Source organism: Streptomyces tubercidicus, from assembly GCF_027497495.1.
Classification (GTDB): Bacteria; Actinomycetota; Actinomycetes; order Streptomycetales; family Streptomycetaceae; genus Streptomyces; species Streptomyces tubercidicus.
Map to the genome: position 1 here is coordinate 6543519 of NZ_CP114205.1, position 24877 is coordinate 6568395.

Below are 24877 nucleotides of genomic sequence, written 5' to 3' on the forward strand. Positions count from 1 at the left end.
GGTTCCGGTTCCGGCCGCCTCGTATTTCCACTACGTGCCTGCCATGGGCTTGAAGAACACCCTGGTCCAGGAGTGGGTCTCAGCGGCTCCGTCCGGTGCGGTGCCGCCGCAGCTCACCCTGACCTGGCAGGCCAGGTTTTCGACAGGTCGTACCTCATCGTGCACATCAAGCCACTGTCCAAAACGCGGGGGTTAGGGTTCGCTTCGTGCACGTACTTCTGGTGGAAGACGACGAGCCGGTCGCCCAGTCGCTCCGACGTGGCCTGCAGCGGTACGGCTTCGAGGTGGAATGGGTCGGCACGGGCGGGGCGGCACTGGCCTACGAGGGACCGTACGACGTCGTACTCCTCGACCTCGGCCTGCCCGACACCGACGGCCTCGACGTCTGCAAGGCCCTCCGCGACCGCGGTGACGTACCGATCATCGTGATCAGTGCGCGGAGCGACGAGACGGACCGGGTGGTCGGCCTGGAGCTGGGCGCCGACGACTATGTCTCCAAGCCCTTCGGCGTGCGGGAAGTCATCGCGCGCGTAAGGGCGGTGATGCGGCGGACGCAACCGCGCACCCCCGGCGGCCCGGCGGCCGGCCCTGACCGTTATGGGCCGCGCCTGACCATCGACCGCAAGGCCGCGCGCGTACGACTGGACGGCGTGGAGGTCTCGCTCGCGCCCAAGGAGTACGACCTGCTCGCCTTCCTCACCGAGGAGCCGGGCGCGCTGATGTCACGCGAGCAGATCATGGAGGCAGTCTGGGACGCCAATTGGTTCGGGCCGACGAAGACGCTCGACGTTCATGTGGCCGCGATACGTCGGAAGCTGGTGGGGGCCATCACCGTCGAGGCGGTACGGGGGGTCGGCTTCCGGCTCATCGTCGACGAGCACGGCGGCAAGGGCGGCGGCAACTCCTCATGATCCGCCAGCTCGTCCGCAGCTACGTACTGCTCGTAGCGGTCGCCGTCGCCCTGTTCACCGTTCCGGTGGCCTTCACGCTCACCGCCCAGCTGCGGGACGACACCCGGCTGTCCGTCCACCGTGAGGCCACCACCATGGCGCTGTTGCTGGGCAACGGCAACGACGCCTCGTGCCAGGCACTGGAGGAGATGGCCAAGGCGTACGGCGACGAGACGCCCGGCGAGGTTCAGGTGGCCGCCCCCAGGAAGTGCGCGGCGGATCTGCCCCGGCCGGAACGGGACGCGGCACTGACCAAGGCCCTGGAGGACGGCGCCGCCACGACCGACTGGGGCTCCTCCTTCATCTGGGGGCCGCAGCTGGTGATCACCGTCCCCGCACATGAGCGCGCGGCGGGCGGCGACAACGACAAGGGCGCGGTCGTCGGCGCCGTGCGGATCGTGTACTCGACCAGCAACCTCACCCACCGGCTGTGGACGATCTGGGGCTTCCGGGCGGCGCTGGCCGTCATCGTCCTGGCGACGGCGGCCGGAATCGGCGTGATCGCCGCCCGCCGGCTGACCCGTCCCCTGCGCCAGCTCAACGACATGGCCAGCAAGTTCAGCGACGGCGACCTGACCGCCCGTTCCCCTGTGACCGGCCCTCAGGAGACACAAACCCTGGCGCGCACGCTCAACCAGGGCGCGGAACGTCTCGACACCCTGATCGGCGCGCAGCGCATCTTCGTGGCAGACGCGTCCCATCAGCTCAGGACCCCTCTGACAGCGCTGCGGCTCTCGCTGGACAACATCGCGGACGGTGTGGACGACGAGTTCGTCAAGGAGGACGTGGAGCAGGCGACGGCCGAGGTGGTCCGGATGAGCCGCCTGGTCAACGGCCTGCTGGTGCTGGCGCGGGCGGAGGCGAAGGTGACGGCGGTGGAGCCGCTCTCGCTCCGGGACGTGATCGAGGAGCGTTTCTCGGTATGGCGGCCGGCCGCCGACGAGCGCGGAGTCACCATCGCGCTCAAGGGGGATGCCGACGACCGGCTGCTGGTGTTGGTCAGCCCTGGCCACCTGGACCAGGTCCTGGACAACGTGTTTTCCAACGCCCTGGAGGTCTCACCGGACGGCGGGACGATCACCGTGCGGGTCGATCGCCGGGGCAACGAGGTGGAGCTGTTGGTGTTGGACGAGGGCCCCGGCATGTCCGATGCCGAGAAGTCCCGCGCCTTCGACCGCTTCTGGCGCGGCCAGGGCCTCACCGGGCGCGTCGGCTCCGGTCTCGGTCTCGCCGTGATCAAACAACTGGTGACGGACGACGGCGGAACCGTGAGCCTGCGGGACGCGCCCGGGGGCGGGCTGTGCTTGGCAATCAGCTTGCGGGCGGCAGCACAGAGGAGTGGTGGTTGACGATCAACCACTTGCCGTCCCGCTTCTCGTACTCGTAGGTGTAGCGGGCCTCGACGGTGCGGCACTTGCCGGTCTTCGCGTCGGTGAGGTGGAACTTGTAGATGCCTGCGTCGATCGCCGAGTTCTCGTCGAGGACGTTGATGATGCTACGGACCTTCTCGCCCTTCGGCTTGCTCTCCGTGAAGTGCTCGAAGTAGTCGACGATCCCGGCACGGTCGGTGCGGATCTCCGGGGAAGCGGTGGGCAGGAGCACCGCATCCTCCGCGTACCGCGCGGCGACCTTCTCCGGGTCGTTGGTCTGCAGGGCCTCGTTCCATCCGTCGAAGAGCGCGGCGATCTGCTCCTTGGCAGGCTTGGCGGGCTTGGCGGGCTTGGCGGGCTGGGCGTACGCCTTGGCATCGCCGCCGGAGGTGGCCGCGCTGACTCCCACGGTCCCCACGGCAGTGGTGACGAGGACGCCGGCGGTGACGAGGGCGGTGCGTATGCGGGTCTTACGGGACATCGCAACTCCAGTGCGGTGGGGGTGGGTTACTCCGCTCGCTTCCTCTGCGGCGGGAGTGACTCCACATTCGCGGAGCGCTGGTTAGCGGTGAGCCAAGGGACGTACAGGAGGCGGACAGGACACACCCAATTCACGCTGGGCGACTCATACGTCACGCCCCAAGAGCCGCACCAGCGGCCCGCTTTTGCCGCCCTGACGCTGACAGAGTCGAAGGCGCCCTACAGATACCGCTTCAACTCCCGGCGGGCCAGCGACCGCTGGTGCACCTCGTCCGGGCCGTCCGCCAGTTGCAGCGTACGGGCCCCGGCCCACAGCTCGGCCAGCGGGAAGTCCTGGCTGACACCGCCCGCACCGTGCAGCTGCACCGCCTTGTCGAGGATGTCCACGACGGTGCGCGGGGTGGCGATCTTGATGGCCTGGATCTCGGTGTGCGCGCCCTTGTTGCCGACGGTGTCCATCAGCCAGGCCGTCTTCAGCACCAGCAGCCGCAGCTGCTCCACCGCCACCCGGGCGTCCGCGATCCACTCCTGCACCACGCCCTGCTGCGCCAGCGGCTTGCCGAACGCCGTACGGCTCACCGCCCGGCGGCACATCAGCTCGATGGCGCGCTCGGCCATCCCGATCAGCCGCATGCAGTGGTGGATACGGCCGGGGCCCAGCCGGGCCTGGGCGATGCCGAAGCCGCCGCCCTCCTCGCCGATCAGATTGCTCGCCGGCACCCGTACGTCATGGAAGACCACCTCGGCGTGGCCGCCGTGCCAGTGGTCCTCGAAGCCGTAGACCTGCATGGCCCGCTTGACCTCCAGGCCCGGGGTGTCGCGCGGCACCAGGATCATCGACTGCTGGCGGCGCAGGTCAGGGCCGTCCGGATCGGTCTTGCCCATCACGATGAAGATCTGGCACAGCGGATTCATCGCGCCGGAGATGTACCACTTACGGCCGTTGATGACGTAGTCGTCGCCATCACGGTCGATCCGGGTCTCGATGTTGGTGGCGTCCGACGAGGCCACCTCCGGCTCGGTCATCGCGAACGCCGACCGGATCTCGCCCGCCAGCAGCGGCTCCAGCCACTGCTTCTGCTGTGCCGCGGTGCCGAACTGCGCCAGCACCTCCATATTGCCGGTGTCCGGCGCCGCACAGTTCAGCGCGGTGGGCGCCAACTGCGGGCTGCGGCCGGTGATTTCGGCCAGCGGCGCGTACTGGAGGTTCGTCAGCCCGGCGCCGTGCTCCGCGTCGGGCAGGCTGTGCTCGTCCACAAAGAACAGGTTCCACAGTCCCTGCTTACGGGCCTCGGCCTTCAGCTCCGACACGACCGGCGGGGTGTCCCACGGCGAGGCGAGCGCGGCCCGCTGCTCATGGGAGGTCTGCTCGGCCGGATAGACATGCTCGTCCATGAACGTCAGGAGCTTGTCGCGCAGCTCCTCGGTGCGGGCGTCGAATGCGAAGTCCATGGGTGCCTCAGCCTTCCTTGAGGGTGGTGAGTCCGCGGTCGATGAAGACGGGGACGAGTTCGCCGATCCGGTCGAATCCGGCGCCGACGGTCTGGCCGAGCGTGAAGCGGTAGTGGATGCCTTCGAGGATCACGGCGAGCTTGAACCAGGCGAAGGCCGTGTACCAGGCGATGGCGGAGGTGTCCCGGCCGGACCGGGCGGCATAGCGCTCGATCAGCTCGGCGGGGGTGGGGTGCCCGGGGGCGCCGCTGGTGGTGCTCACCGGTGACTCGGGCAGGTCCAGGTCCGTGCTGTACATCACCAGCAGGCCGAGGTCGGTCAGCGGGTCGCCGAGCGTGGACATCTCCCAGTCCAGGACGGCCTTGAGGCCGTCATCCGCGCCGATCAGGACGTTGTCGAGGCGGTAGTCACCGTGGATGACGGATGGGGCGGGGGAGGTGGGCAGCGCCCGGCCCAGCGCCTCGTGCAGCTCGTCGATCCCGGCCAGCTCGCGGTTCTTCGACGCGGTCAACTGCTTGCCCCAGCGCCGCAGCTGGCGCTCCAGGAAACCGTCGGGCCGGCCGAAGTCGCCGAGCCCGACCGCCTCCGGGTCCACCGCGTGCAGCTCCACCAGCGTGTCGACCAGCGACAGCACCACGGCGCGGGTGCGCTCCGGGCCGAGCGGGGCGAGCTGCGCGGCGGTGCGGTACGGGGTCCCTTCGACCAGCTCCATCACGTAGAAGGGCGCGCCGACGACCGACTCGTCCTCGCACAGCAGCAGCGTCTCCGGCACCGGGACCGGCGTCGGATGCAGCGCACTGATCACCCGATGCTCGCGCCGCATGTCGTGGGCGGTGGCCAGCACATGGCCGAGCGGCGGCCGGCGGACGACCCAGGAGGCGGTGCCGTCGGTGACGCGGTAGGTGAGGTTGGACCGCCCGCCCTCGATCAGCCGCGCGCGCAGCGGGCCGCCGGCCAGCCCCGGCCGCTCCCGGTCCAGATGCGCACGCAATCGTGTGAGGTCGAGGCCGGGAGGGTCCTCCCGGTCCTGGTCCTGCGGGGGAGGGGTGCCCTTGCTCATCGTGCTCCTCCGTACGGAGTGGAGTGGACGGTCCAACGGTCGCTGGCACGATCATGCCGACTAGTCGGTATGGAGTCCAGTGCCGGAGCGTGGGGCATCCGTCACGCGGGGGTTTCCGCCGTACCGGCAGCCCCGCCCCCGGCCCTGCCCCCGCCCCGGCTCAGGCGTGACCGGCCCTCGCTCAGGCGTGACAGGCCATCGGGACCCCGCCGTTCAGCACGGTCATATCGCCGAATCCGGCGAACGGGTCGAGCGGGACGCCCGGGGCGGCGCCCGCCAGTTCCGCGTAGGCCCGGTGCAGATTGGCCACCAGCCGCTCGCTCTCGGCCAGCTCGGCGAACGGGCCGAGATCCGCCCCCTGGGCCGTCTCCAGCGGGGTGCGCCCGGCCGCCCGGCCCTCCTCCGCCAGCTCCCCGACGAACCGCAGATAGCGCTCGATCCCGTCGTACACCTCGGGGCCGGTCACCGGACCGTGCCCGGGGACGACGGTGACCGCGTCCAGGGCCCGCAGTGTCTGTACGGCGCGCAGCGAACCGGACAGCGACCCCATGAAGACGAACGGGGTGCCGCCGTGGAAGACCAGATCACCGGCGAAGACGATGCGTTCCCGGGGCAGCCAGACGATGGTGTCGCCGGTGGTGTGGGCGACGCCCGGGTGGATCAGCCGCACCTCGGTGTCCCCGACATGCACGGTCAGCTCGTCGGTGTAGGTGACCTCCGGCGGGGTGAGGCGGATGTCGCCGTACTCCACCTCCGGCCAGACGGCGTGCAGTTGATGCCCGGCGGCCAGCAGTTCGCGGCGGCAGGAGGCGTGTCCGATCACCGTCGCCTCCGGGGCGAAGACCCCGTTGCCGTAGGTGTGGTCGCCGTGGTGGTGGGTGTTGACGACGGTGCGGGGAGCGGGTGCGCCGCTCTCGGCGATCCGTTGGCGCAGCAGGCGCGCCCGGCGCTCGGTGGCGGCGGTGTCCACGACCAGGGTGGCGTCCCCGTCGGTGACGAAACCCGCGTTGTTCAGGCACCAGCCGCCGTCCGGCTGGATGAACGCATGGACACCGGCGGCGAGTTCGGTGAGATAGGGCTCGGGGATGGAGGGTTCGGCGGCGGGCGGCGGGCCCGCGGGGGAGGCGGCGCCGGGTGGCTCTGTGGTGTCCGGCCCGGTCGCGCCGGGGCCGGTGGCCGGTGTCGCCGACGGTGCGGTGGAGTTCCGTGCCGTCTTGCCGTGTGCCGTCGCGTCGTCCATGCGGGTGCGCCCTTCGTCCGATGGCCCGTCACTCCAGGGTGCCGGGCCGGGGCGGGACCCGCCCGGGGAGCGCGGGGGTCGTGTCACGGTACCTCCGCGCCGCCAACGGGGGCGTCCTGCCCCGGCGTCAGTGCCCCGGCCGCACCAGGATCAGCCCGCCGCACAGCGCCAGCGCCAGGGTGCAGCCGACCAGCAGCAGGGCGGTGCGCGGGGGCAGACCCGGCGGGCGGCCGGTGCCCATTGCCTGCATCCGGCGGTGGGCAAGTGCCACGAAGGCCGCCCACAGCAGCCCCATCAGCACCGCCAGAATCACCTCGACCGGTCCCGGGGCATCGCTCCGCAGCAGCTGGCGGCCGGCCAGTACCGCCATCGCGGTGGCCGACAGCGTGGTGCGCCGCCACGCCAGCCGGGTCCGCTCCGGCTGCAGCCCGGGGTCCCGGTCGGGAGCCGGACGCGGCGCTCCCGCGCCCGGCAGTGGTCCGTCCGCCATCGGCTAGTCGGTCCGGCCCAGCAGCACCAGCACGACCATCGCCACCGCCAGGACGCCGACGCCCAGCGCCAGCGCGGTGGGGAAGCGGGTGACCGGCAGATCCTCCCCGCGCCGCATCGCGCGCTCACAGCGCACCCAGTGGTTGACCGCCCGCAGCGCACACAGCGCACCGCCCACCAGCAGCACGACGGTGAAGATCAGCCGCAGCCCCTCGTGCAGCCGCGGCAGGAACTGGTCCACCGCGAACCCGCCACCGACCAGTGCCAGTCCCGTCCGCAGCCAGGCGAGAAAGGTGCGCTCATTGGCGAGCGAGAAGCGGTAGTCGGGGGTCGTCCCCTCCTCGCCGACCCGCGCGGGCGAGAACCACAGCCGTACGGCCGCACCGGCCGACCGCAGCCCCTCGGCGAGGATCATGGCCGAAACCACCCGGGCTTCCGGCCCGCCCCGTATGCCGGTGCCATCAGTACTCTCCCGCTTCCCGCCGGGCCAGCAGCTGCCGGTACGCGGCCATCCCGTCCGGCGTCCACGGCCACTCGTCGAGCCGCCGGATCAGCTCCTCCTCGGTGAGGAACGCGGACCAGTCGATCTCCGATTCCTGCGGGGCGACCGGCAGTGTGCAGCGCACCTGGTAGACCGCGGACCACCAGGTGTGCTCGGCCGTCTCGTAGAGGAACTTGAACAGCGGCTCGGGCGGCGCCAGCCCCTGTACGCCCAGCTCCTCCTCGGCCTCGCGCAGCGCCGCCTGGTCGTAGGTCTCGCCGGTGCCGACGACCCCGCCCACGAACATGTCGTAGTGCGAGGGGAAGACCAGCTTCTGCGGGGTACGGCGGTGCACGAAGATGCGGTCCTCGGCGTCCCGGACCAGGACGAAGGCGCTGCGGGTGCGCATCCTGCGGGCGTAGCTCTCGCCGCGTGGGGCCTGCCCCACGACCTGATCGTTCTCATCGACGATGTCGAGGATCTCGTCCGCGTTGAGCGGTTGCTGATCGGTCATGGAGCCATGCAATCACCGCCGGCGACAGGCGCACCCGCCGGGGCCGGGAGTGCCGTCGCGGGCAGCCGGGGGAGCGGGACGCGAGGAAGGCCCGGACGGGGGAGCGCCACTGGGCCGGATGGGGGAGCGGCAGCCGCGGGGAACGGCCCGCCACTCCGCCGTGACGGAGGGCCCGCCTCAGCGCGGTTCCAGCTCCCGGGCGTTCTCCCGATGCCCGGCGCCCGGCGGCATCGCCGGATGGTTGCCGATCAGCACGATGCCCGCCACGACCGCCACGATCCCGATCACTTCCCAGGCCAGCGCCCCGGGCGTCACCCGCAGCTGGTCGCCGAGGAACCCCACCCCGCAGAGGATCCCGGCCAGCGGCTGGGCGGCGGTCAGCGCGGGCAGCGACAGCCGCAGCGGCGCCGACTCGAAGGCGCTCTGCACGAACACCAGGGCCAGCACCCCGAGCACGACGATGGCGTACGGCTGCCAGCTGGTGAGCAGCCCCGACCAGCCACCGGCCCCGAAGCGCTCCCCGCTGATCCGGGTCAGCGCGTCCTGCAGCCCGTAGATCAGCCCCGCGGCGACGCCCAGCAGCGCGGCCTCCAGGCTCACATGCACCCGCTCCCGCTTGGCGACCGCCGCCAGCAGCAGGGCGGTGCCCAGCACCAGGCCCATGATCAGCCACTGCCACATCGGGTCGGCGTTGCTGCGCCCGCCCTCGGGCTGACCGGCCACGATGAAGGCCGTGACGCCGCCCGCCAGCAGCCACAGCCCGGCCCAGCCGCTCCGGCCGAGCCGCTGCCGGGTCAGCCGCCGGGACAGCGCCATCGCGAACAGCAGATTCGTCGCCAGCAGGGGCTCCACGAGGGTGATGTCGCCCATCCCGAGCGCCACCGCGCCGAGCGCCATCCCGACCACCATCAGACCGATACCGGCCACCCACAGCGGCATCCGTACCAGATCGAGCAGCAGCCGCAGGGAGAGGAAGTCCTTCATCGGGGCGTGTTGCGCCGCGGCCTGCTGAAACACGAAACCGAGTCCCAGACAGCAGGCCGCTCCAAGGGCGAGCAATATCACCGTCACGTCGCACCTCGTATCGCGCCGGGTGGGGGGATGCGCCTGAGGATAGTCATCCGGCGTCGGGCGTGGCGTGGCCCTGGTCACCCCCATTCTCCCGCGTGCCCCGGTGTACCACCCGGTAACTCCATGGTTGACGCGGCAGTCGGGTGCGCTGAGGATCGTTCCACCCACTGCGGCCGGGGCGCCCGGCGTGCCCCGTTGAGGAGAAGCAGAGATGGCGTACGACGCTGATGTGATCGTGATCGGAGCGGGGCTCGCGGGCCTGGCGGCCACGGCGGAGCTGGTGGACGCGGGACGCAAGGTGATCCTGCTGGACCAGGAGCCCGCGCAGTCCCTCGGCGGGCAGGCCCACTGGTCCTTCGGCGGTCTCTTCCTGGTCGACTCCCCCGAGCAGCGCCGGCTGCGGATCCGCGACAGCCATGCGCTGGCCTGGCAGGACTGGCTGGGCACGGCCGGTTTTGACCGGCCGGAGGACCACTGGCCGCGCAAATGGGCCGAGGCGTATGTCGACTTCGCGGCCGGGGAGAAGCGCTCCTGGCTGCACCGGCAGGGCGTACGGCTGTTCCCCGTCGTCGGCTGGGCCGAGCGCGGCGGCTACGACGCGACCGGGCACGGCAACTCCGTCCCCCGCTTCCACATCACCTGGGGCACCGGGCCCGGCCTGGTCGCCCCGTTCGAGCGCCGGGTACGGGCCGGGGCCGCCCGCGGCCTGGTGGACCTGCGCTTCCGCCACCGGGTGACCGGGCTGTCGCGCAGCGCGGGGAGCGTGGACACGGTCAGCGGCGAGATCCTGGAGCCGTCGGACGCCGAGCGTGGCCGGCCCAGCAGCCGCGAGGTGGCCGGTGCCTTCGAGCTCCGGGCCCAGGCCGTGATCGTCACCTCGGGCGGGATCGGCGGCAATCACGAGCTGGTCCGCGCCAACTGGCCGGAGCGGCTCGGCACGCCCCCGCGGCGGATGCTGTCCGGCGTCCCGGCGCATGTGGACGGCAAGATGCTGGGCATCGCCGAGGCGGCCGGTGGCCGGATCATCAACCGTGACCGGATGTGGCACTACACCGAGGGCATCGACAACTGGAACCCCATCTGGCCGCTGCACGGCATCCGGATCCTGTCCGGCCCGTCCCCGCTGTGGCTGGACGCCCGCGGCAAACGGCTGCCGGTGCCGCTGTTCCCCGGCTTCGACACCCTCGGCACGCTGGAGCACATCACGCGGACCGGCCATGATCACACCTGGTTCGTGCTCACCCAGAAGATCATCGAGAAGGAGTTCACCCTCTCCGGCTCCGAGCAGAACCCGGATCTGACCGGAAAGAGCATCCGTGAGGTGCTGGGCCGGGCCAGGGCCGGTGCGCCCGGCCCGGTGCGGGCCTTCATGGACCACGGCGCGGACTTCATCGTCGAGCGGTCGCTGACGGATCTGGTCCGGCGGATGAACGAGCTGACCGGGGAGCCGCTGATCGCGGAGGACGCGCTGCGCGGCGAGATCGTCGCACGCGACCGCGAGATCGCGCACTCCTTCACCAAGGACCTCCAGGTGACGGCCATACGCGGGGCCCGTAAGTACCTGGGCGACCGGCTGATCCGCACCGCCGCCCCGCACCGGCTGCTCGACCCCAAGGCGGGCCCGCTGATCGCCGTACGGCTGCACATCCTCACCCGCAAGACGCTCGGCGGCCTGGAGACCGACCTCTCCTCGCGGGTGCTGGCCGACGGCGGCGCTCCGCTGCCTGGTGTGTACGCGGCGGGCGAGGCGGCCGGGTTCGGCGGTGGCGGGGTGCACGGCTACCGCTCGCTGGAGGGCACCTTCCTCGGCGGCTGCCTCTTCTCCGGACGTACGGCGGGGCGGGCGGCGGCGCGTGCGGTGTCCTGACGGGCGGCGGCGGGAGCGGGGGGACGGGAGGGGCCGCGGAGGGATCGGGGCGGGGCCGTGGAGGGGGCCGCGGAGGGGCAGGCCCCGGGCCGGTTCCGTTGGCCAGTCCGCTCAATTCCGTGATACGGAAGGGGGGTTGGCGGATCCAGCCATTCCCCTTCCCGTCTTGACGCGGAGCTCTCCGTAGCGCTTTGCTTTGCGTGATGACTGGTGCGGACCAAGTCATTACTCTCTGTAGAGGGCGCGCGGATCCGGTCCCACCCCACTGAGGACGACTCAGGGGGTAGTTCGGGGCCGGTGTGGCGCGTCATGGAGCCCCTGACCCGTGATGTCGATTTCCCCATACCCGTCCCCACCGCCGCCGCTCAGACCCGCCCGCGGGCTGCGCGGCCCGGTCCTCGCCCCGGCCCTGGACGACTCGCCACTGGCCATCGCCGCCGACGCGCTGGCGCTCGGCCAATGGGCCCGGGTGCGTACCCTGCTCGCCGAGACAGGCGAGGACTGGGATCTGCGCGGACACCGGTTAACCGTGCTGGCCACCGCGCCCGACAGCGCCGCCTGGGCCGGCGACTGGCGGCTCGCCGAACCGGACAGCGGCGACGCCGCCACCCTCCTGGCCCTCGCCACCGTCCGGCTCGCCCTGCACGGCGCGAGCAGCACCGAGGCCGCGGCCCGAGCCTGTGCCGCCGCCGCCCGGATGCTGCCCGACGACCCCACCCCCTGGCTCGGCGCGCTGATCCTCGCCCGCCGCACCGGCACCCCGGAAGCCCGCGACCACGCCTTCCAGCAGATCCGCGCCCGGCACCGCGACCACCACCACGCACACCACCTGATGACGGCGGCCCTGGCCGAACAACGGCCCGGCGCCCGCGACGACCCCCGGCACCCGGCTCACACCTTCGCCGCCCGCGCCGCGGCCCGCGCCCCCGCCGACTCGCCGCTCGCCCTCCTCCCCGTCGTGGCCCACACCGAGCGCTACCGCGTACTGGCCGCCGCGGGCCGGGCACCCCGTACGGACCGCGACCACTGGTCCACCCGGCGCGCCCACCAGATCCTGCGGGACGCCTTCGACTGGTGGCTGGAATGGGGCGGCGAGGACCACCCCCGCGGCAAGGTCGATCTCAACTTCCTCGCCCATGCCACCTTCCACGAGGGGCGGATGGCCGAGGCCGCCGCGCTCTTCCAGCGCATCGGCCCGCACCCCACCCGCGCCCCGTGGTCGTACGCGGGCCGCGACGCCGACGGCGCGTTCCGGGCCGCACGGGACACCGCCCTCCGCCGGGCCGGGGACACCACCGCACCGGGTCCCCGGGGACGACGATGACGAAAGTCTGACGCCGGGGCCCGGACGCTGGCCCCGGCGCCCGCCCGGTGCTCGAATCGAGCCATGACCAGGGACAGAAAACCGGCCGGCGCGGCGGGCGGCGGTGCGGACGGGCAGGGCACCCCCGTGGGCCGCCGGGTGGTGCTCGGCATGCTCGCGGCGGGCGCCGCGGGGGTCGCCACGGCACCCTTCCTCCAGCGCGCCTTCGACAGCACCCTCGGCGCCGCCGCACAGAAGGACCCCACCGGCCTGTCCGGCCTGCTCCCGGGCGGCGGCGGCTTCCGCTACTACTCGGTGACCGGATCCGTACCGGAGAAAGACGGACACAGCTACCGCCTCACGGTCGACGGCCTGGTGCGCCACCGCACCAGCTACCGCCTTGCCGATCTGCGCGGACTGCCGCAGACCCGGCTCGTGCGCGATGTCCAGTGCGTGACCGGCTGGCGGGTGCCCGGCACGCCCTTCGAAGGCGTCCGCCTCTCCGCCCTGCTGGACGCCGCGGGCGTCCGCCCCGAGGCCAAGGCCGTCCGCTTCACCTGCTTCGACGGCGCCTACAGCGAATCACTCACCCTCGAACAGGCCCGCCGCGACGACGTCCTGGTCGCCCTGCGGATGCAGGACAAACCGCTCGCCCACGCGCACGGCGGCCCCGTACGCCTCTATGTCGCGCCCATGTACTTCTACAAGTCGGCGAAGTGGCTCTCCGGCATCACCGTCACCGGCGATGTCGAGCCCGGATACTGGGAGAACCGCGGATATGACATCGACGCCTGGGTCGGCCGGTCGAACGGACGCGACGATGTCCCCACGACCTGACCGCCCCACCGGGCCCGCCGACGAGCGGCCCCGCGTCGCCCGCTTCACCCGCGCCGAGCACCGGGTACACCAGGCCACCGCCACCCTGATGGTCCTTTGCGTCCTCACGGCAGGCTGTCTCTACCTCCCGTTCCTGGCCGAACTCGTCGGCCGCCGCGCCCTGATGGTCACCCTTCACGAGTGGTCCGGGATCCTGCTGCCTGTGCCCCTGCTGCTGGGCCTCGGCTCCCGCGCACTGCGCGCCGACCTCACCCGCCTCAACCGCTACGGCCCGCACGACCGCCAGTGGCTGCGGGCCGCAATCCGCCGCCGGGGCGGCCGCCCGGCCGGAAAGTTCAACGCCGGCCAGAAGCTCTACGCCGCCTGGATCGCCGGTGCGGTCCTCGTGATGCTCGGCACCGGCCTGCTGATGTGGTTCACCGGCCTCGCACCCCTGGCGTGGCGGACCGGCGCCACCTTCGTCCATGACTGGCTCGCGCTCGCCGTGGTCCTGGTGATCGCCGGTCACGTCTGGAAGGCGTTCGGCGACCCCGAGTCCCGCCGCGGTCTGCGCACCGGGTCGGTCGATGCGCAATGGGCCCGGCGCGAGCATCCGTTGTGGGAGCACGAGAGCAACGCCCCGTAGTAATGCGACAGTTGCCGAGACTCCTTTGCAGAGAACCCTGTGCAGAGGAGTCTCTGCAACTCTAGGCTGTCGCCCATGAGCGAAGCCCCCGAGCGGAATCCGTCGCGGCAGCCGCAGCCGCAGCCCTCGCCCTCGCCGCAGCCCTCCACCGCCCCTCCCGTGCGCCGTATGGACGCCCGCAGTCTGCGCGGTCTGGCCCACCCCTTGCGGATGCGCATCCTGGACCTGCTGACCCTCGACGGCCCGGACACCGCCACCGGACTCGGCCGGCGCCTCGGCGAGAACACCGGCACGGTCAGCTGGCATCTGCGCCACCTCGCCGACCACGGCTTCATCGAGGAGGAGACCGGCCGCGGCACCCGGCGCGAGCGCTGGTGGCGCGCGGTGCGGGTGTCCCGCCGCCTCGACACCAACGACTTCCGCGACGACCCCGACAGCCGGGGCGCCCTGTCGGTCTATCTGCACGAAACCGTCCACCGGGACTTCGATCAGGTCACCGGCTACCTCGCCGAGGACTGGGGCCCGGAGTGGCGCGACGCCGGGACCCTCTCCCGGTGGGCGGACCTCCGTCTGACGTCAGAGCAACTCGCTTCGCTGAACGCCGAGTTGGAGTCGGTCGTGCTCCGGCACCGGGAAGCGGCGGCCCGGGGCGGGGCGGCCCGGGGCGGGGCGGCGCCGGAGGCCGAGGAGACCCGGCCCGTGATCGTCCAGCTGCAGTCCTTCCCCCGCAAGGAACGGGACGAGCGGTGAGCGGACTCCTGCGCCGCCACCGCGACTTCCGGTTGTTGTGGTGCGGCGAGACGGCCGGGAAGTTCGGGACCGCGGTCAGCGGGGTGGCGATGCCGCTGGTGGCGGTCTCCACGCTGCACGCCGCCACCTTCGAGGTCGGGCTGATCAGCGCCTGCGGCTGGCTGCCCTGGCTGCTGATCGGCCTCCCGGTCGGGGTGTGGGTGGACCGCCTGCGCCGCCGTCCGCTGATGCTGGCCGCCGCGGGGTTCTCGATGGTGCTCTTCGCCGCCGTACCCGTGCTGGCCGGGGCGGGCAGGCTCACGCTCGGTCTGCTGATCGCCGTGGCCCTGCTGACCGGCGCCGCGGCCGTGGTCTTCCAGACCGCGTACAGCGCCTACCTCCCCACCCTGCTCGCCCCGGCCGACCAGGCCGAGGGCAACGCCAAGCTGCACGGCAGCGCCTCCGCGGCACAGATCGCCGGGCAGGGCGCGAGCGGACTCATCGCCCAATTGGCGGGCGCCGTCAACGGGTTGTTCGCCCATGCCGCCACCTTCCTCGTCGCGCTGCTGTGCCTGCTCGGCATCCGGCACCGCGAACCCCGCCCGGCGGCCCGGGAGGGCACCCCGCGGTCGCTGACCGGCGAGGTCGCCGAGGGGCTGCGGCTGGTCGCCGGTGACCGGTGGTTCCGTACGCTGACGCTCTTCGGCGCCGCCTCCAACCTCGCGCTGATGGGGTACCAGTCCCTCACGGCGGTCTTCCTGGTCCGCGAGGTCGGTCTGGCGCCCGGCGCGGTCGGCGGGCTGCTGGCCATGGCGAGTACGGGCGGGATCGCGGGCGCCTTCGTGGTACGCCGTACCGCCGGCCGGCTCGGCACCGCCCGCGCCATGCTGCTCTTCGAACTCGGTGTCCCCAGCGCGGCGTTGCTCATCCCGCTGACCTCGCAGGGCGCCGGGGCGCTGCTCTACGTGGCGGGCAGTTTCGGGGTCAGCGCGGGCGTGGTGGCCGGAAACATCCTCAAGGCGGGCTTCCAGCAGGGCTACTGCCCGCCGCCGCTGCTCGGCCGACTGGTCGCCAGCAGCGCGTTCCTCAACTACGGCACGCTGCCGCTGGGTGCGCTGCTCGGCGGCACGCTGGGCTCCGCCCTGGGCGTGCGCACCGCAATGTGGATCATGACGGCCGGGGTGCCGCTGGCCGCCCTGATCCTGCTCTTCTCGCCGGTCCGGAGGGTCCGCGACCTGCCGGTGCGTCCGGTGGAGGCCGAGGAGGTGCGTGGGGCGGCGGGGCGGGACGAGACGTCGGCGCACTCCTGAGGCAGGCAGGCCACGGAGGCGCGCCCCTGAGGTACGCGGGGTGGCGCGCCGCCGAGGCCGGTCGGGCGGGTTCATATGGTCACGCCGCCGAGGCCGCCGAGGCCGCCGAAGCCGCCGAGGCCGCCCGGCCGCTCACGCCCCCGGCGCCTCCGCCGCCGGCAGTTCGACCTCGAAGCGGCAGCCCGCCCCGGTGTTCCGTACCGTCGCCCGGCCCTCATGGGCCGCCACGATGCCGCGGACGATCGCCAGCCCCAGCCCGGCGCCACCCTGCCCGTCCGCACGCGGAGTGCGTGCCGCACCACCGCGCCAGCCGGTGTCGAAGACCCGCGGCAGATCCTCCGGCGGGATGCCGCCGCAGCCGTCCTCGACCGCGAGCACCACCCACCCCTTCTCGTGCCGGGCGCTGACCGCGACGGTGCCGTCGGCGGGCGTCGCGCGGATCGCGTTGACCAGCAGATTGCCCAGGACCCGGGTGATCTGCTGGGCGTCCACCCGCACCGGCAGCGGGACCACCCCGCCGTCCACCAGCCGCACCCCGCTTGCCCGCGCCAGCGGCCCGGCCCCGGCGAGGGCCTCGTCCACCAGGTCGTACGCCGACACCCGCGACAGCGTCAGGGTCAGCGCCCCGGCCTGGATACGGGACAGTTCGAAGAGGTCGTCGACCATCGCGGCCAGCCGGTCCACCTCGATCCGCATCCGTGCGTGATAGCGCGCGGTGTCCTCGGCGACCCCGTCCTCCAGCGCCTCGGCCATCGCCCGCAGCCCGGCGAGCGGGGTGCGCAGATCGTGCGAGATCCCGGCGATCAGCTCGCGCCGGGAGGCGTCCAGCGCCCGTTCCCGCTCCCGTGCCTCGGCCAGTCGTCCGCTGGTCTCCTCCAACGCCCTTGACAGAGCGGCCAGTTCGGCCGTCGGCGGTTCGGCGGGCGCCACGAAGCCGCCCTCGCTGCCGACCGTACGGGCCGAGCGCGCCAGCTCCCGGCTGCCCGCCGCGATCCGCCGCCCGAAGAGCAGCGCCGCCGCCAGCGACACCACCCCGGAGACGGCCACCACGGCCATCACCACACCCAGGTCGTGCCCGGACAGAAACATCGCCTGGGCGACCGCCACCGTCCCCGCCGCCATCGCGGCGACCGCCAGCGCCGCCACCGCGAACAGCGACAGCGCGACCGAGCGGCGCCGCAACGCCCGTACCGCGGGCGCGGCGAGCAGTCCCGCCAGCGCCGCGCCCAGCGCCGCCAGTGCCACGATGACCAGGAAGTCCGTCATGGGCGCAGGCCACCTCCCGCCAGCGGCCCGCCTCCCGCCGGCGGCCCGTCCTCCGGCTGTGGCTCGTCCGCCACGGGGTCGAAGCGGTATCCGGCGCCCCAGACCGTCATCACCAGCCGTGGCGCGGCCGGATCCGCCTCGATCTTCTCGCGCAGCCGCCGCACATGCACCGTCACCGTCGACAGGTCGCCGATCTCCCAGCCCCACACCTGCTGGAGCAGCTCCTCCCGGGAGAAGACCCGCCCCGGGTGCCGCATGAAGTGCAGCAGTAGATCGAACTCCCGGCTCGTCAGGGTCAGTTCGCGGCCCGCCCGGATCGCGCGCCGGCCGCCCGGGTCCGCGCTCAGGTCGCCGACTCGCAGGATCTGCGCCGGGGCGGCGGCCGGCGGCGCGGCCTCGGCCCGGCGCAGTACGGACCCGATGCGCAGCACCAGCTCCCGCGGACTGAAGGGCTTGGTCACATAGTCGTCGGCGCCCAACTCCAGCCCGGCGATACGGTCCGCCTCCTCGCCGCGCGCGGTGAGCATCACCACCGGCACCGAAGGCCCCTCCTCGCGGCGACGCAGCCTGCGGCACACCTCCAGACCGTCCAGTCCCGGCAGCATCAGGTCCAGCACGATCAGATGCGGGCGGAAGGACGCGGCGCGGTCCAGGGCGGCGAAGCCGTCGGCGGCGTGGTCGGTCGCGTATCCGGCCCGGGAGAGATAGCCGGTGACGACCTCGGCGACGGTCGGATCGTCCTCGACGACCAGCACACGGCGGGGCGCTGCGGACGGGGACGGCGGGTGGGGCGTGGTTCGGTGCACGGGATCAGCGTGCCATCGCGGCGAGGTCCGCGGCACCGAAGGCGACCGAGAACCGCTTGCACCACACCACGGCGCTGTGGAACCGGGACAGATCGGTCCCGGGGGCGACCGCGTAGTTCTGGTTGCCCTCGTTGCCCTTGAGCTTGCCCAGCTCCACGGCCCCGTCCCCGAGCCCCTTCCCGACCTCGGCGGCGCTGCGGGTCGACAGATAGACGCGTACGTCCGGGCCCTCGGAGGTCTTGAGGTCCTCCAGGCGCAGCACCCGTGAGCCGTCGGCGAGCCCGAGAGTGCGGGCCGTGCCGCTGGTGTCGTGCTCGTGGGAGACGAAGCGGCCCCGGGCCAGCTCCTTGTCGCCCGTGCCCATCTTGGCGGCAGGGGCGGAGGCCGCGGGCTTGGCCGAGGGCAGTGACTCGTTCACGGTGGTGGTGGTGAACGCCCGCCACGGCTGGAAGAGGTAGAGCGCGAACGCCGCGAGCAGGGCCAGGACCACGAGGGCCGGGATGACGGTGCGGCGGGTCAGTGAGATCTTCATGCCCACAGAAAACCCTGGTGAGCGCCCGTCGCGCGCGCTGCGGACGGGTTCCGTAAGGCTCCGGTAATCAGTACGGGGGCGGGGTACCGGGCGGGGCGGGCCGGACGGCGCCAGCGATGCCTGCCCCTTCAGCCCTCCAGCGCCTCGCGCACCCGCCGCGACACCGTGAAGGCGTACAGGTCCAGCACCCCCGGCGGCTCGGCCAGCCCCGGCCCGCCCGCGCGGATCCACGCCGCGATGTCCGCGAGCGCGTCGTCGTCGTTGACCAGCCCCAGCCATACGGGCCGCCCGCCCGCCTTCCGCCCCGCGGCGGACGGCTGGACCACGACCACATTCGCCTGATCGCAGACGTCCAGACACTCGGAGGCCCGCACCTGCGCCGTACCTCCCAGCGCCGCGCGCAGCGTGGGTATCTGCGCCCTGTGGTCGACGCCCGGGATCTTGGACGCATCGCCGCAGCAGCAGCCGCGGCACACGGTGACCCGGCACGGGGTCGAGGGGGCGTTCCGTCGGGCAGGCTCATTGATCACCGATTCATGCTACGTGGGCCGTTGCGGCGCCCGACGGGGGGAGGGAAGCCCGTCCGCCCGGATAGAAACCAGCCGCATCGGGTAGAAATCAGCCGCATCGGATAGATATCCGGCATGCCCCTGCCCGAATCCCGCCCCCCTCAGCCGCCCGGTGCCGCGCCGGAGCGCGCCATCCCCGGCCCGGCCGGGCTTCCCGTGCTCGGCTCGATGCTCGACCTCCGGCGCGACTCCCTCGGCACCTTCACGGCCGCCCAGCGCGAACACGGCGATGTGGTCCGTCTGGAGGCCGGGCCGCCCGGCCTGCGCAGCGTGTTCCACGCGGTCTTCGCGCCCGACGGCGTGCAGCAGATCCTCGCCTCCCAGGCCGCCAACTTCCGTAAGGACCACCCGCTCTACGAGGAGGTCCGGCAGTCCTTCGGCAACGGCCTGCTGACCAGCCAGGACGCCGACTACCTGCGCCAGCGGCGGCTGGTGCAGCCGCTGTTCACCAAGCGCCGGGTGGACGGCTATGCCTCGGCGGTGACCACCGAGGCCACCGGCCTCGCCGACCGCTGGCGGAGCGCGGACGGCCACACCGTGGACCTGGTCCCCGAGATGAACCGCCTGCCGTATCTGACGCAGGCGCTCAAGGAGTCCATGCGGCTGTATCCGCCCGCGCCGGTCATCAGCCGCCGGGCGGTGGCGGCCACCGAGATCGGCGGATTCCGCATCCCGGCCGGTGCCGATGTGGTCGTCGCGCCCTGGGTCACGCACCGCCACCCGGACCTGTGGGCGGACCCGGAGCGCTTCGATCCGCAACGCTTCGCGCCGGAGCGGGAGGCGGAGCGGCACCGCTACGCCTGGTTCCCGTTCGGCGGCGGGCCGCGCTCCTGTATCGGGCAGCACTTCTCGATGCTGGAGTCCGTGCTGGCGCTGGCCGTGCTGCTGCGCACGTATGAACTCGACGCCGTGGACGAGGAGGTGCCGGTCTCCGCCGGTATCACCCTCCAGGCGACCGGCCCGGCACGGGTACGGCTGCGGCCACGCGCCGGGGCGGGGGAGTAGCCCCCGGGACGCCGTCCGCAGCGGAGGATAAACGCAACAAAAAATGCGTTTGCTTTTCGGTGGCGTCCCCCGTACCGTCATCACCGTTCCTGTTGCCGCCGATCGGAGAAGGCCGTTGCTCGTCTGAGGTCTTGAGACACCGCGCCCGCGAGCGGTGATGTCGCCCTGCGCTTCCGGTATCCGGAGCGGCACATCATGCCTCGCGCGGCCCGTCCGCGACCTCGGCGTACGCACACGGCGTACCCGGTGCAGCCCGGCGTTCCGACGCGGTGTCTCCCAGCGCAGTCCGCATTCACCTCACCCGCGCCCAGGAGACCCGTATGTCTACGTCCCATACCTCCACGTCCGCCGCATCCATCGTCTGTACCGGCCTCGGCTTCGCCTGGCCCGACGGCAGCCCCGTCCTGGAGGACTTCCAGCTGGCCGTCGGCCCCGGCCGCACGGGCCTGATCGGCCTCAACGGGGCCGGAAAGTCCACCCTGTTGAAGCTGATCGCGGGCGAACTCCCCCCGACCGCCGGGAGCGTCAAGGTCGCCGGCGAGGTCGGCTACCTCCCCCAGCACGCCCCGCTCGACACCGCCCTACGGGTCGACCAGGCGCTCGGGATCGCCACCGCGCGCGCCGCGCTGCACGCCATCGAAGGCGGCGACGCGAGCGAGGAGCACTTCACCGCCCTCGGCGACGACTGGGACGTCGAGGAGCGCGCCCGCGCCACCCTCGACCAGCTCGGACTGCCCGGCATCGACCTCGACCGCACCATCGGCGAGGTCTCCGGCGGCGAGTCCGTACTGCTGCGGCTGGCGGCCCTGCTGCTGCGCCGGCCGGACGTCCTGCTGCTCGACGAGCCCACCAACAACCTCGACCGGGCGGCCCGGCAGCGGCTGTACCACGCGGTCGCCGGCTGGTCCGGCGTGCTCGTCGTGGTCAGCCACGACCGCGAACTCCTCGAACGCGTCGACCGGATCGCCGACCTCCGCGACGGTGAGGTCCACTGGTACGGCGGCAACTTCAGCGCCTACGAACGGGCCCTGGCCGTCGAACAGGAAGCGGCCGAGCGGATGCTGCGGGTCGCCGAGGCCGACGTACAGCGCCAGAAGCGCGAACTGTCCGATGCCCAGATCAAGTTGGCCCGCCGGGTCCGCTACGGCAACAAGATGAGCGCCAACAAGCGCGAGCCCAAGATCGTCATGAACGAGCGCAAGAGGGAGGCACAGGTATCGGCGGGCAAGCACCGCATCCTGCACACCGAACGCCTCAAGGAGGCCAGGGACCGGCTCGACGAGGCCGCCGAGGCGGTCCGCGACGACGACGAGATCCGCATCGACCTGCCGCACACCGCCGTGCCCCCGGGTCGCACCGTCCTCACCCTCCACGGCCTGCGCACCCGTTACGGCGTGCACGCCGATCTGGAGCTGCGCGGCCCCGAACGGATCGCACTGACCGGCCACAACGGCTCCGGCAAAACCACGCTGCTGCGGACCATCGCGGGTGCGATCCCACCCGAGTCCGGTACGGCCGAGACCCATGTCCCCTACCGCTTCCTGCCCCAGCGGCTGGAGGTGCTCGACCCCGCGCTGACCGTCGTCGAGAACGTCGCCCGCTTCGCCCCGGACGCGACCAACAACCGCATCCGGGCCCGGCTCGCCCGCTTCCTGTTCAAAGGCGCCCGCGCCGATCAGCAGGCCGGTACCCTCTCCGGCGGCGAACGCTTCCGCGCCTCACTCGCCGCACTGATGCTGGCCGAACCGGCCCCCCAGCTCCTGCTGCTCGACGAGCCGACCAACAACCTCGACCTCGCCTCGGTCCGCCGCCTGGTCACCGCCCTGGAGTCCTACGAGGGCGCACTCCTCGTCGTCAGCCACGACCTGACCTTCCTCCGGGACCTCGGCATCACCCGCTGGCTGTCGACGGAGGGCGGTGAACTCACGGACATCGCACCGCTGTAGACCGACATCGCACCGCTGTAGGAGGGGCGAGGCGGGGCGGGGCAGGCCGGGACGGTCCCGGCGCCCCGGCCCGCCTCATCGGCCGACGCAATCGGCGCCCGCCTCATCGGCCGACGCACCCGGCGCCCGCACCACGCCGGTCCCCGCCGCCCACGAACAACTCCAGCGTCTCCCCGCACTGCGAATGCAGCGGCACCGGCAGCGCATCCGGGGCGAACCAGCCGAGCGCATCGAACTTGTGCGGTTCGCCGATCGTCACCCCGTCCGGCGCCACCCGTACGGCGAAGACCACCGCGACCCAGTGCGAGTCGACCGGATCACCGCGCAGCACATTGCGCACCCCGATCTGCTCGATGCCGAGCGGCCGCACCCCGTACTCCTCCTGCACCTCACGGGCCACCGCCGCCTCGAAGGACTCCCCGAACTCCAGCGCCCCGGCACCGCAGTCCCAGGCCCCGGGCTCATCCCGGGCCCCGGCGCTCCGCCGCGCCAGCAGCACCCGCCCGGAGCCGTCATGACACACGAAGACACAGGACACCCTGGGCTCCACCGCCGTCATCTCCCCTCACCCCGCTCAGAAGTGGCGCAGCAACTCACCGAACGACGAGAGCGTCAGCACCTTCTCATCGGCCGGGTCGAGCTCACTGTGCTCCAGCACCCAGGTCTGATCGTGGGGGATGAACACCGCGTTGAGGCCCGCCGAACGGGCCGGCAGGATGTCCGACTTCGGGGAGTTCCCGATCATCCATGTCGCGTCCGGCACCAGGTCATAGGCGCGCACCAGCTCCTCGTAAGTGGCGACATTCTTCTCCGCCACGATGTGCACACCCCGGAAGTGCCGGGTCAGCCCGGATGCCGCCACCTTCCGTTCCTGCTCCTCGGTCTCGCCCTTGGTCAGCATCAGCAACTCATGCCGCCGGTCCAGCTCCGCCAGGGTCTCGGCCACCCCGGGCATCAACTCCACCTGGTCCGCGGCGAAGGCCGCCGCCCACCCGGCGATCCGGGCCGCCTCCTCGTCCGTCACGGCCCGGCCGCGCAGCCGCTCCACACACTCCCCGAGGCTGTGCAGAAACACCTTGCTGCCGTATCCGAGGGTGAGCGCGTTCGCCGCCTCGATCTCGTCGAGCACGGCCCGCGCCCCGGCCCGGTCGAGCCCGGGGTGGGTCATCCACTCCAGGAACTCGTCGATGACCCGCTCGAAGATCACGTTGTTCTCCCACAACGTGTCATCCGCATCGAAGATCAGCATCCGTCTCTCAGCCCTTCTCCCGCTCCAACGACCCGCGCACCCTACGCAGCCCCGGCGGCACCCCGCACCAAATATTCCGAGCCGAGGCACAACCCGGCCCGCCGCCTCACCACCACCGGCCGTACGCCAGCAGCCGCAGCCCCTCCAGCCAGACCCAGCCCAGCGCCGTCACCGGCCCGAGCCCGACCGCTCCATGCCCACCGATGAGAGGTACCGGCCCGCAGAAAGCAACGCCCACCGAAAGCTACGCCCCGCCCCCAACTCTCCCGATACGCACCCGATCACGCGGCCGGTCCCTCCTCGGCCCACTCCACCAGCCGCAACCCGCTCTCGAACCGCCGCACCCGGCCATCCACCGGATCGGTGAACTCCAGCACCCTCGCAAGCAGTTGAAGCGGCGGCGCAGCGAAGTCCTCCGTGTCCGAGGCCGAGGCGGGGTCCGGCGCCGAGTCCGGGTCCCGAACGACCGGATAGACCGGATAAACCGGATCATGAAGGATCGGCAGCCCGAGGCCGGCCATATGGACCCGCAGCTGATGGGTGCGGCCGGTCGTGGGCAGCAGCCGGTACCGCCCGAGCCCGCCCCGCCGCTCCACCAGCTCGATCCGGCTCTCCGCATTCGCCGCACCGGCCTCCTCACGCGCGGCCATCACCCCGCGCTCCTTCACGATCCGGCTGCGCACGGTCACCGGCAGCGCCACCGCCGCGTCGTACGGCGCCACCGCCTCGTACTCCTTCCGCACCCGCCGCCCACTGAACAGACCCTGGTACGCGCCCCTGTCCTCGGGCCGTACGACGAACAGCACCAGCCCCGCCGTCAGCCGGTCCAGCCGGTGCGCGGGCTGCAACGCGGGCAGCCCGAGATCCCGCCGCAGCCGCGCCAGCGCGGTCTCGGTGATATGCCGCCCGCGCGGCGTCGTGGCCAAAAAATGCGGCTTATCCGCGATCACGATCCGCTCGTCCCGGTACACGATCCCCACCTCGAACGGCACCGCCACCTCCGGCGCGAAGTCCCGGTGAAACCACACATACCGCCCCGCCACATACGGCTCGCTCCCCCTCAGTACCCCCTCTACCCCCACAAACCGCCCCGCCCCCAACATGGCGTCCACCCGCGCCACCCCAATAGCCCCCTGAAACCGGTCGACCAGATGGTCCCGGACCGTGCCCCACACCCCCTCGGGATCGGCGGGCAGCCGCACCCGTACGGGATCGATCCCGTCACGCTGGGGGAGCGGGGCGGGGGGAACCAGGGATCTGCGTCTCACCTGGCCAGAAAACACCGGCCGGGCTGACGTCTCAAGTCGGCAGGGGAAGGGACGGGGTGCGGGCCAGGTGGTGAGCGGCCCCGGCCCACCGTGCCACCCCTGGCAGGCCGCGGTGGGTGCAGGTCCTTCCATATCCCCAATCCCGCCGGTACGGGACAACGAATACGTCGGAGTCCGCGACGCCCAGTCTCGTCGGGCCAGCAGGCCAGTCGCAGGGAGATGACCAAGCACTTATTGATTCCGATGCCCGTTCATGTTGGCATCCAGCCGGTGGAGCGGGGCCTCTTCATTACCGCACCACCTTTGCGAACTTCGATGCCCCACTACGACGTCCTTCGCTCTCTTGGGCGCGCCCGACTCTTTGCTGCGCCACAATGGTGCGCTGGGGATGACGAGCACGGCGAGGCACTGAGAGACCAACTCCGCCACAGCGGCCACAGGTGATGTAGTACCGTCCT

25 protein-coding genes are annotated in these 24877 nt (G+C 72.2%); 10 read left to right on the top strand and 15 right to left on the bottom strand.

Annotation, left to right across the window (positions count from 1 at the left end; translation table 11 throughout):
* The first annotated feature begins 206 nt into the window (after window positions 1–206).
* Window positions 207–911: a response regulator transcription factor gene (locus STRTU_RS28555; protein ID WP_159747516.1), complete on the top strand. Its 705-nt coding sequence runs from the start codon at window positions 207–209 to the stop codon at window positions 909–911.
* Window positions 908–2299: a HAMP domain-containing sensor histidine kinase gene (locus STRTU_RS28560; protein ID WP_159747518.1), complete on the top strand. Its 1392-nt coding sequence runs from the start codon at window positions 908–910 to the stop codon at window positions 2297–2299. The genes STRTU_RS28555 and STRTU_RS28560 overlap by 4 nt, the downstream gene beginning before the upstream one ends.
* Here STRTU_RS28560 and STRTU_RS28565 read toward each other — a convergent pair.
* The 8 genes from STRTU_RS28565 to STRTU_RS28600 all read right to left on the bottom strand — a co-directional run bounded on the left by STRTU_RS28565 (window position 2262) and on the right by STRTU_RS28600 (window position 9107).
* Window positions 2262–2801, bottom strand: coding sequence for an SgcJ/EcaC family oxidoreductase (locus STRTU_RS28565; RefSeq protein ID WP_159747520.1), 540 nt, complete (start codon window positions 2799–2801; stop codon window positions 2262–2264). The genes STRTU_RS28560 and STRTU_RS28565 overlap by 38 nt on opposite strands.
* Window positions 2802–3019: 218 nt before the next feature.
* Window positions 3020–4252 (bottom strand): acyl-CoA dehydrogenase family protein, encoded by a 1233-nt coding sequence (locus STRTU_RS28570; RefSeq protein WP_159747522.1) that lies wholly within the window; start codon window positions 4250–4252, stop codon window positions 3020–3022.
* Between the two features lie 7 nt (window positions 4253–4259).
* A complete protein-coding gene (locus STRTU_RS28575; RefSeq protein ID WP_159747524.1) occupies window positions 4260–5312 on the bottom strand; it encodes a phosphotransferase family protein in 1053 nt (350 codons plus the stop codon).
* A gap of 181 nt (window positions 5313–5493) precedes the next feature.
* Entirely contained in the window at window positions 5494–6552 is a 1059-nt protein-coding gene (locus STRTU_RS28580) for an MBL fold metallo-hydrolase (RefSeq protein WP_159747526.1), read from the bottom strand.
* Between the two features lie 127 nt (window positions 6553–6679).
* A complete protein-coding gene (locus STRTU_RS28585) occupies window positions 6680–7042 on the bottom strand; it encodes a DUF202 domain-containing protein (RefSeq protein WP_159747528.1) in 363 nt (120 codons plus the stop codon).
* A 3-nt stretch (window positions 7043–7045) separates the two neighbouring features.
* The gene (locus STRTU_RS28590) at window positions 7046–7456 is read right to left on the bottom strand and encodes a YidH family protein (RefSeq protein WP_159747530.1); all 411 of its coding nucleotides are present in this window, start codon (window positions 7454–7456) and stop codon (window positions 7046–7048) included.
* 46 nt (window positions 7457–7502) lie between these two features.
* The gene (locus STRTU_RS28595; protein WP_159747532.1) at window positions 7503–8036 is read right to left on the bottom strand and encodes an NUDIX hydrolase; all 534 of its coding nucleotides are present in this window, start codon (window positions 8034–8036) and stop codon (window positions 7503–7505) included.
* 177 nt (window positions 8037–8213) lie between these two features.
* The gene (locus tag STRTU_RS28600; protein WP_159747534.1) at window positions 8214–9107 is read right to left on the bottom strand and encodes a DMT family transporter; all 894 of its coding nucleotides are present in this window, start codon (window positions 9105–9107) and stop codon (window positions 8214–8216) included.
* A 211-nt stretch (window positions 9108–9318) separates the two neighbouring features.
* On the opposite strand from STRTU_RS28600, the gene STRTU_RS28605 reads away from it, so the two are divergent.
* The 6 genes from STRTU_RS28605 (at window position 9319) to STRTU_RS28630 (ending at window position 15778) form a co-directional block, all read left to right on the top strand.
* Window positions 9319–10974, top strand: a complete 1656-nt coding sequence (locus tag STRTU_RS28605; RefSeq protein WP_159747536.1) for an FAD-binding dehydrogenase — start codon at window positions 9319–9321, stop codon at window positions 10972–10974.
* A gap of 328 nt (window positions 10975–11302) precedes the next feature.
* Window positions 11303–12298 (top strand): hypothetical protein, encoded by a 996-nt coding sequence (locus STRTU_RS28610; protein WP_159747538.1) that lies wholly within the window; start codon window positions 11303–11305, stop codon window positions 12296–12298.
* 63 nt (window positions 12299–12361) lie between these two features.
* Entirely contained in the window at window positions 12362–13114 is a 753-nt protein-coding gene (locus STRTU_RS28615; RefSeq protein WP_159747540.1) for a molybdopterin-dependent oxidoreductase, read from the top strand.
* A complete protein-coding gene (locus STRTU_RS28620) occupies window positions 13098–13739 on the top strand; it encodes a cytochrome b/b6 domain-containing protein (RefSeq protein ID WP_159747542.1) in 642 nt (213 codons plus the stop codon). Before STRTU_RS28615 ends, STRTU_RS28620 begins: the two co-directional genes overlap by 17 nt.
* A gap of 168 nt (window positions 13740–13907) precedes the next feature.
* A complete protein-coding gene (locus STRTU_RS28625; RefSeq protein WP_159749650.1) occupies window positions 13908–14489 on the top strand; it encodes a helix-turn-helix domain-containing protein in 582 nt (193 codons plus the stop codon).
* Window positions 14486–15778, top strand: coding sequence for an MFS transporter (locus STRTU_RS28630; protein WP_159747544.1), 1293 nt, complete (start codon window positions 14486–14488; stop codon window positions 15776–15778). Before STRTU_RS28625 ends, STRTU_RS28630 begins: the two co-directional genes overlap by 4 nt.
* Window positions 15779–15910: 132 nt before the next feature.
* On the opposite strand, the gene STRTU_RS28635 is transcribed toward STRTU_RS28630, so the two are convergent.
* The 4 genes from STRTU_RS28635 to STRTU_RS28650 all read right to left on the bottom strand — a co-directional run bounded on the left by STRTU_RS28635 (window position 15911) and on the right by STRTU_RS28650 (window position 18912).
* Complete coding sequence (locus tag STRTU_RS28635; RefSeq protein WP_159747546.1) at window positions 15911–17044, bottom strand: sensor histidine kinase; 1134 nt, start codon at window positions 17042–17044, stop codon at window positions 15911–15913.
* Entirely contained in the window at window positions 17041–17850 is an 810-nt protein-coding gene (locus STRTU_RS28640) for a response regulator transcription factor (RefSeq protein ID WP_159747548.1), read from the bottom strand. Before STRTU_RS28640 ends, STRTU_RS28635 begins: the two co-directional genes overlap by 4 nt.
* 4 nt (window positions 17851–17854) lie before the next feature.
* A complete protein-coding gene (locus STRTU_RS28645) occupies window positions 17855–18382 on the bottom strand; it encodes a DM13 domain-containing protein (RefSeq protein ID WP_159747550.1) in 528 nt (175 codons plus the stop codon).
* A 128-nt stretch (window positions 18383–18510) separates the two neighbouring features.
* Window positions 18511–18912, bottom strand: coding sequence for a (2Fe-2S) ferredoxin domain-containing protein (locus tag STRTU_RS28650; protein WP_159747552.1), 402 nt, complete (start codon window positions 18910–18912; stop codon window positions 18511–18513).
* Between the two features lie 114 nt (window positions 18913–19026).
* Between STRTU_RS28650 and STRTU_RS28655 the strand changes: the two genes are divergently transcribed.
* Complete coding sequence (locus STRTU_RS28655; RefSeq protein WP_159747554.1) at window positions 19027–19956, top strand: cytochrome P450; 930 nt, start codon at window positions 19027–19029, stop codon at window positions 19954–19956.
* A gap of 320 nt (window positions 19957–20276) precedes the next feature.
* A complete protein-coding gene (locus STRTU_RS28660) occupies window positions 20277–21902 on the top strand; it encodes an ABC-F family ATP-binding cassette domain-containing protein (RefSeq protein WP_159747556.1) in 1626 nt (541 codons plus the stop codon).
* 103 nt (window positions 21903–22005) lie between these two features.
* Here the strand turns inward: STRTU_RS28660 and STRTU_RS28665 are convergent, their stop codons facing one another.
* The 3 genes from STRTU_RS28665 to STRTU_RS28675 form a co-directional block, all read right to left on the bottom strand.
* Window positions 22006–22461, bottom strand: a complete 456-nt coding sequence (locus STRTU_RS28665; protein WP_159747558.1) for an NUDIX hydrolase — start codon at window positions 22459–22461, stop codon at window positions 22006–22008.
* Window positions 22462–22476: 15 nt separating this feature from the next.
* Window positions 22477–23151 carry an HAD family hydrolase gene (locus STRTU_RS28670; RefSeq protein WP_159747560.1) on the bottom strand — a complete coding sequence of 225 codons (675 nt, stop codon included), beginning with the start codon at window positions 23149–23151 and terminating at the stop codon, window positions 22477–22479.
* 281 nt (window positions 23152–23432) lie between these two features.
* Window positions 23433–24419, bottom strand: a complete 987-nt coding sequence (locus tag STRTU_RS28675) for a pseudouridine synthase (RefSeq protein WP_159747562.1) — start codon at window positions 24417–24419, stop codon at window positions 23433–23435.
* Window positions 24420–24877: the final 458 nt, after the last annotated feature.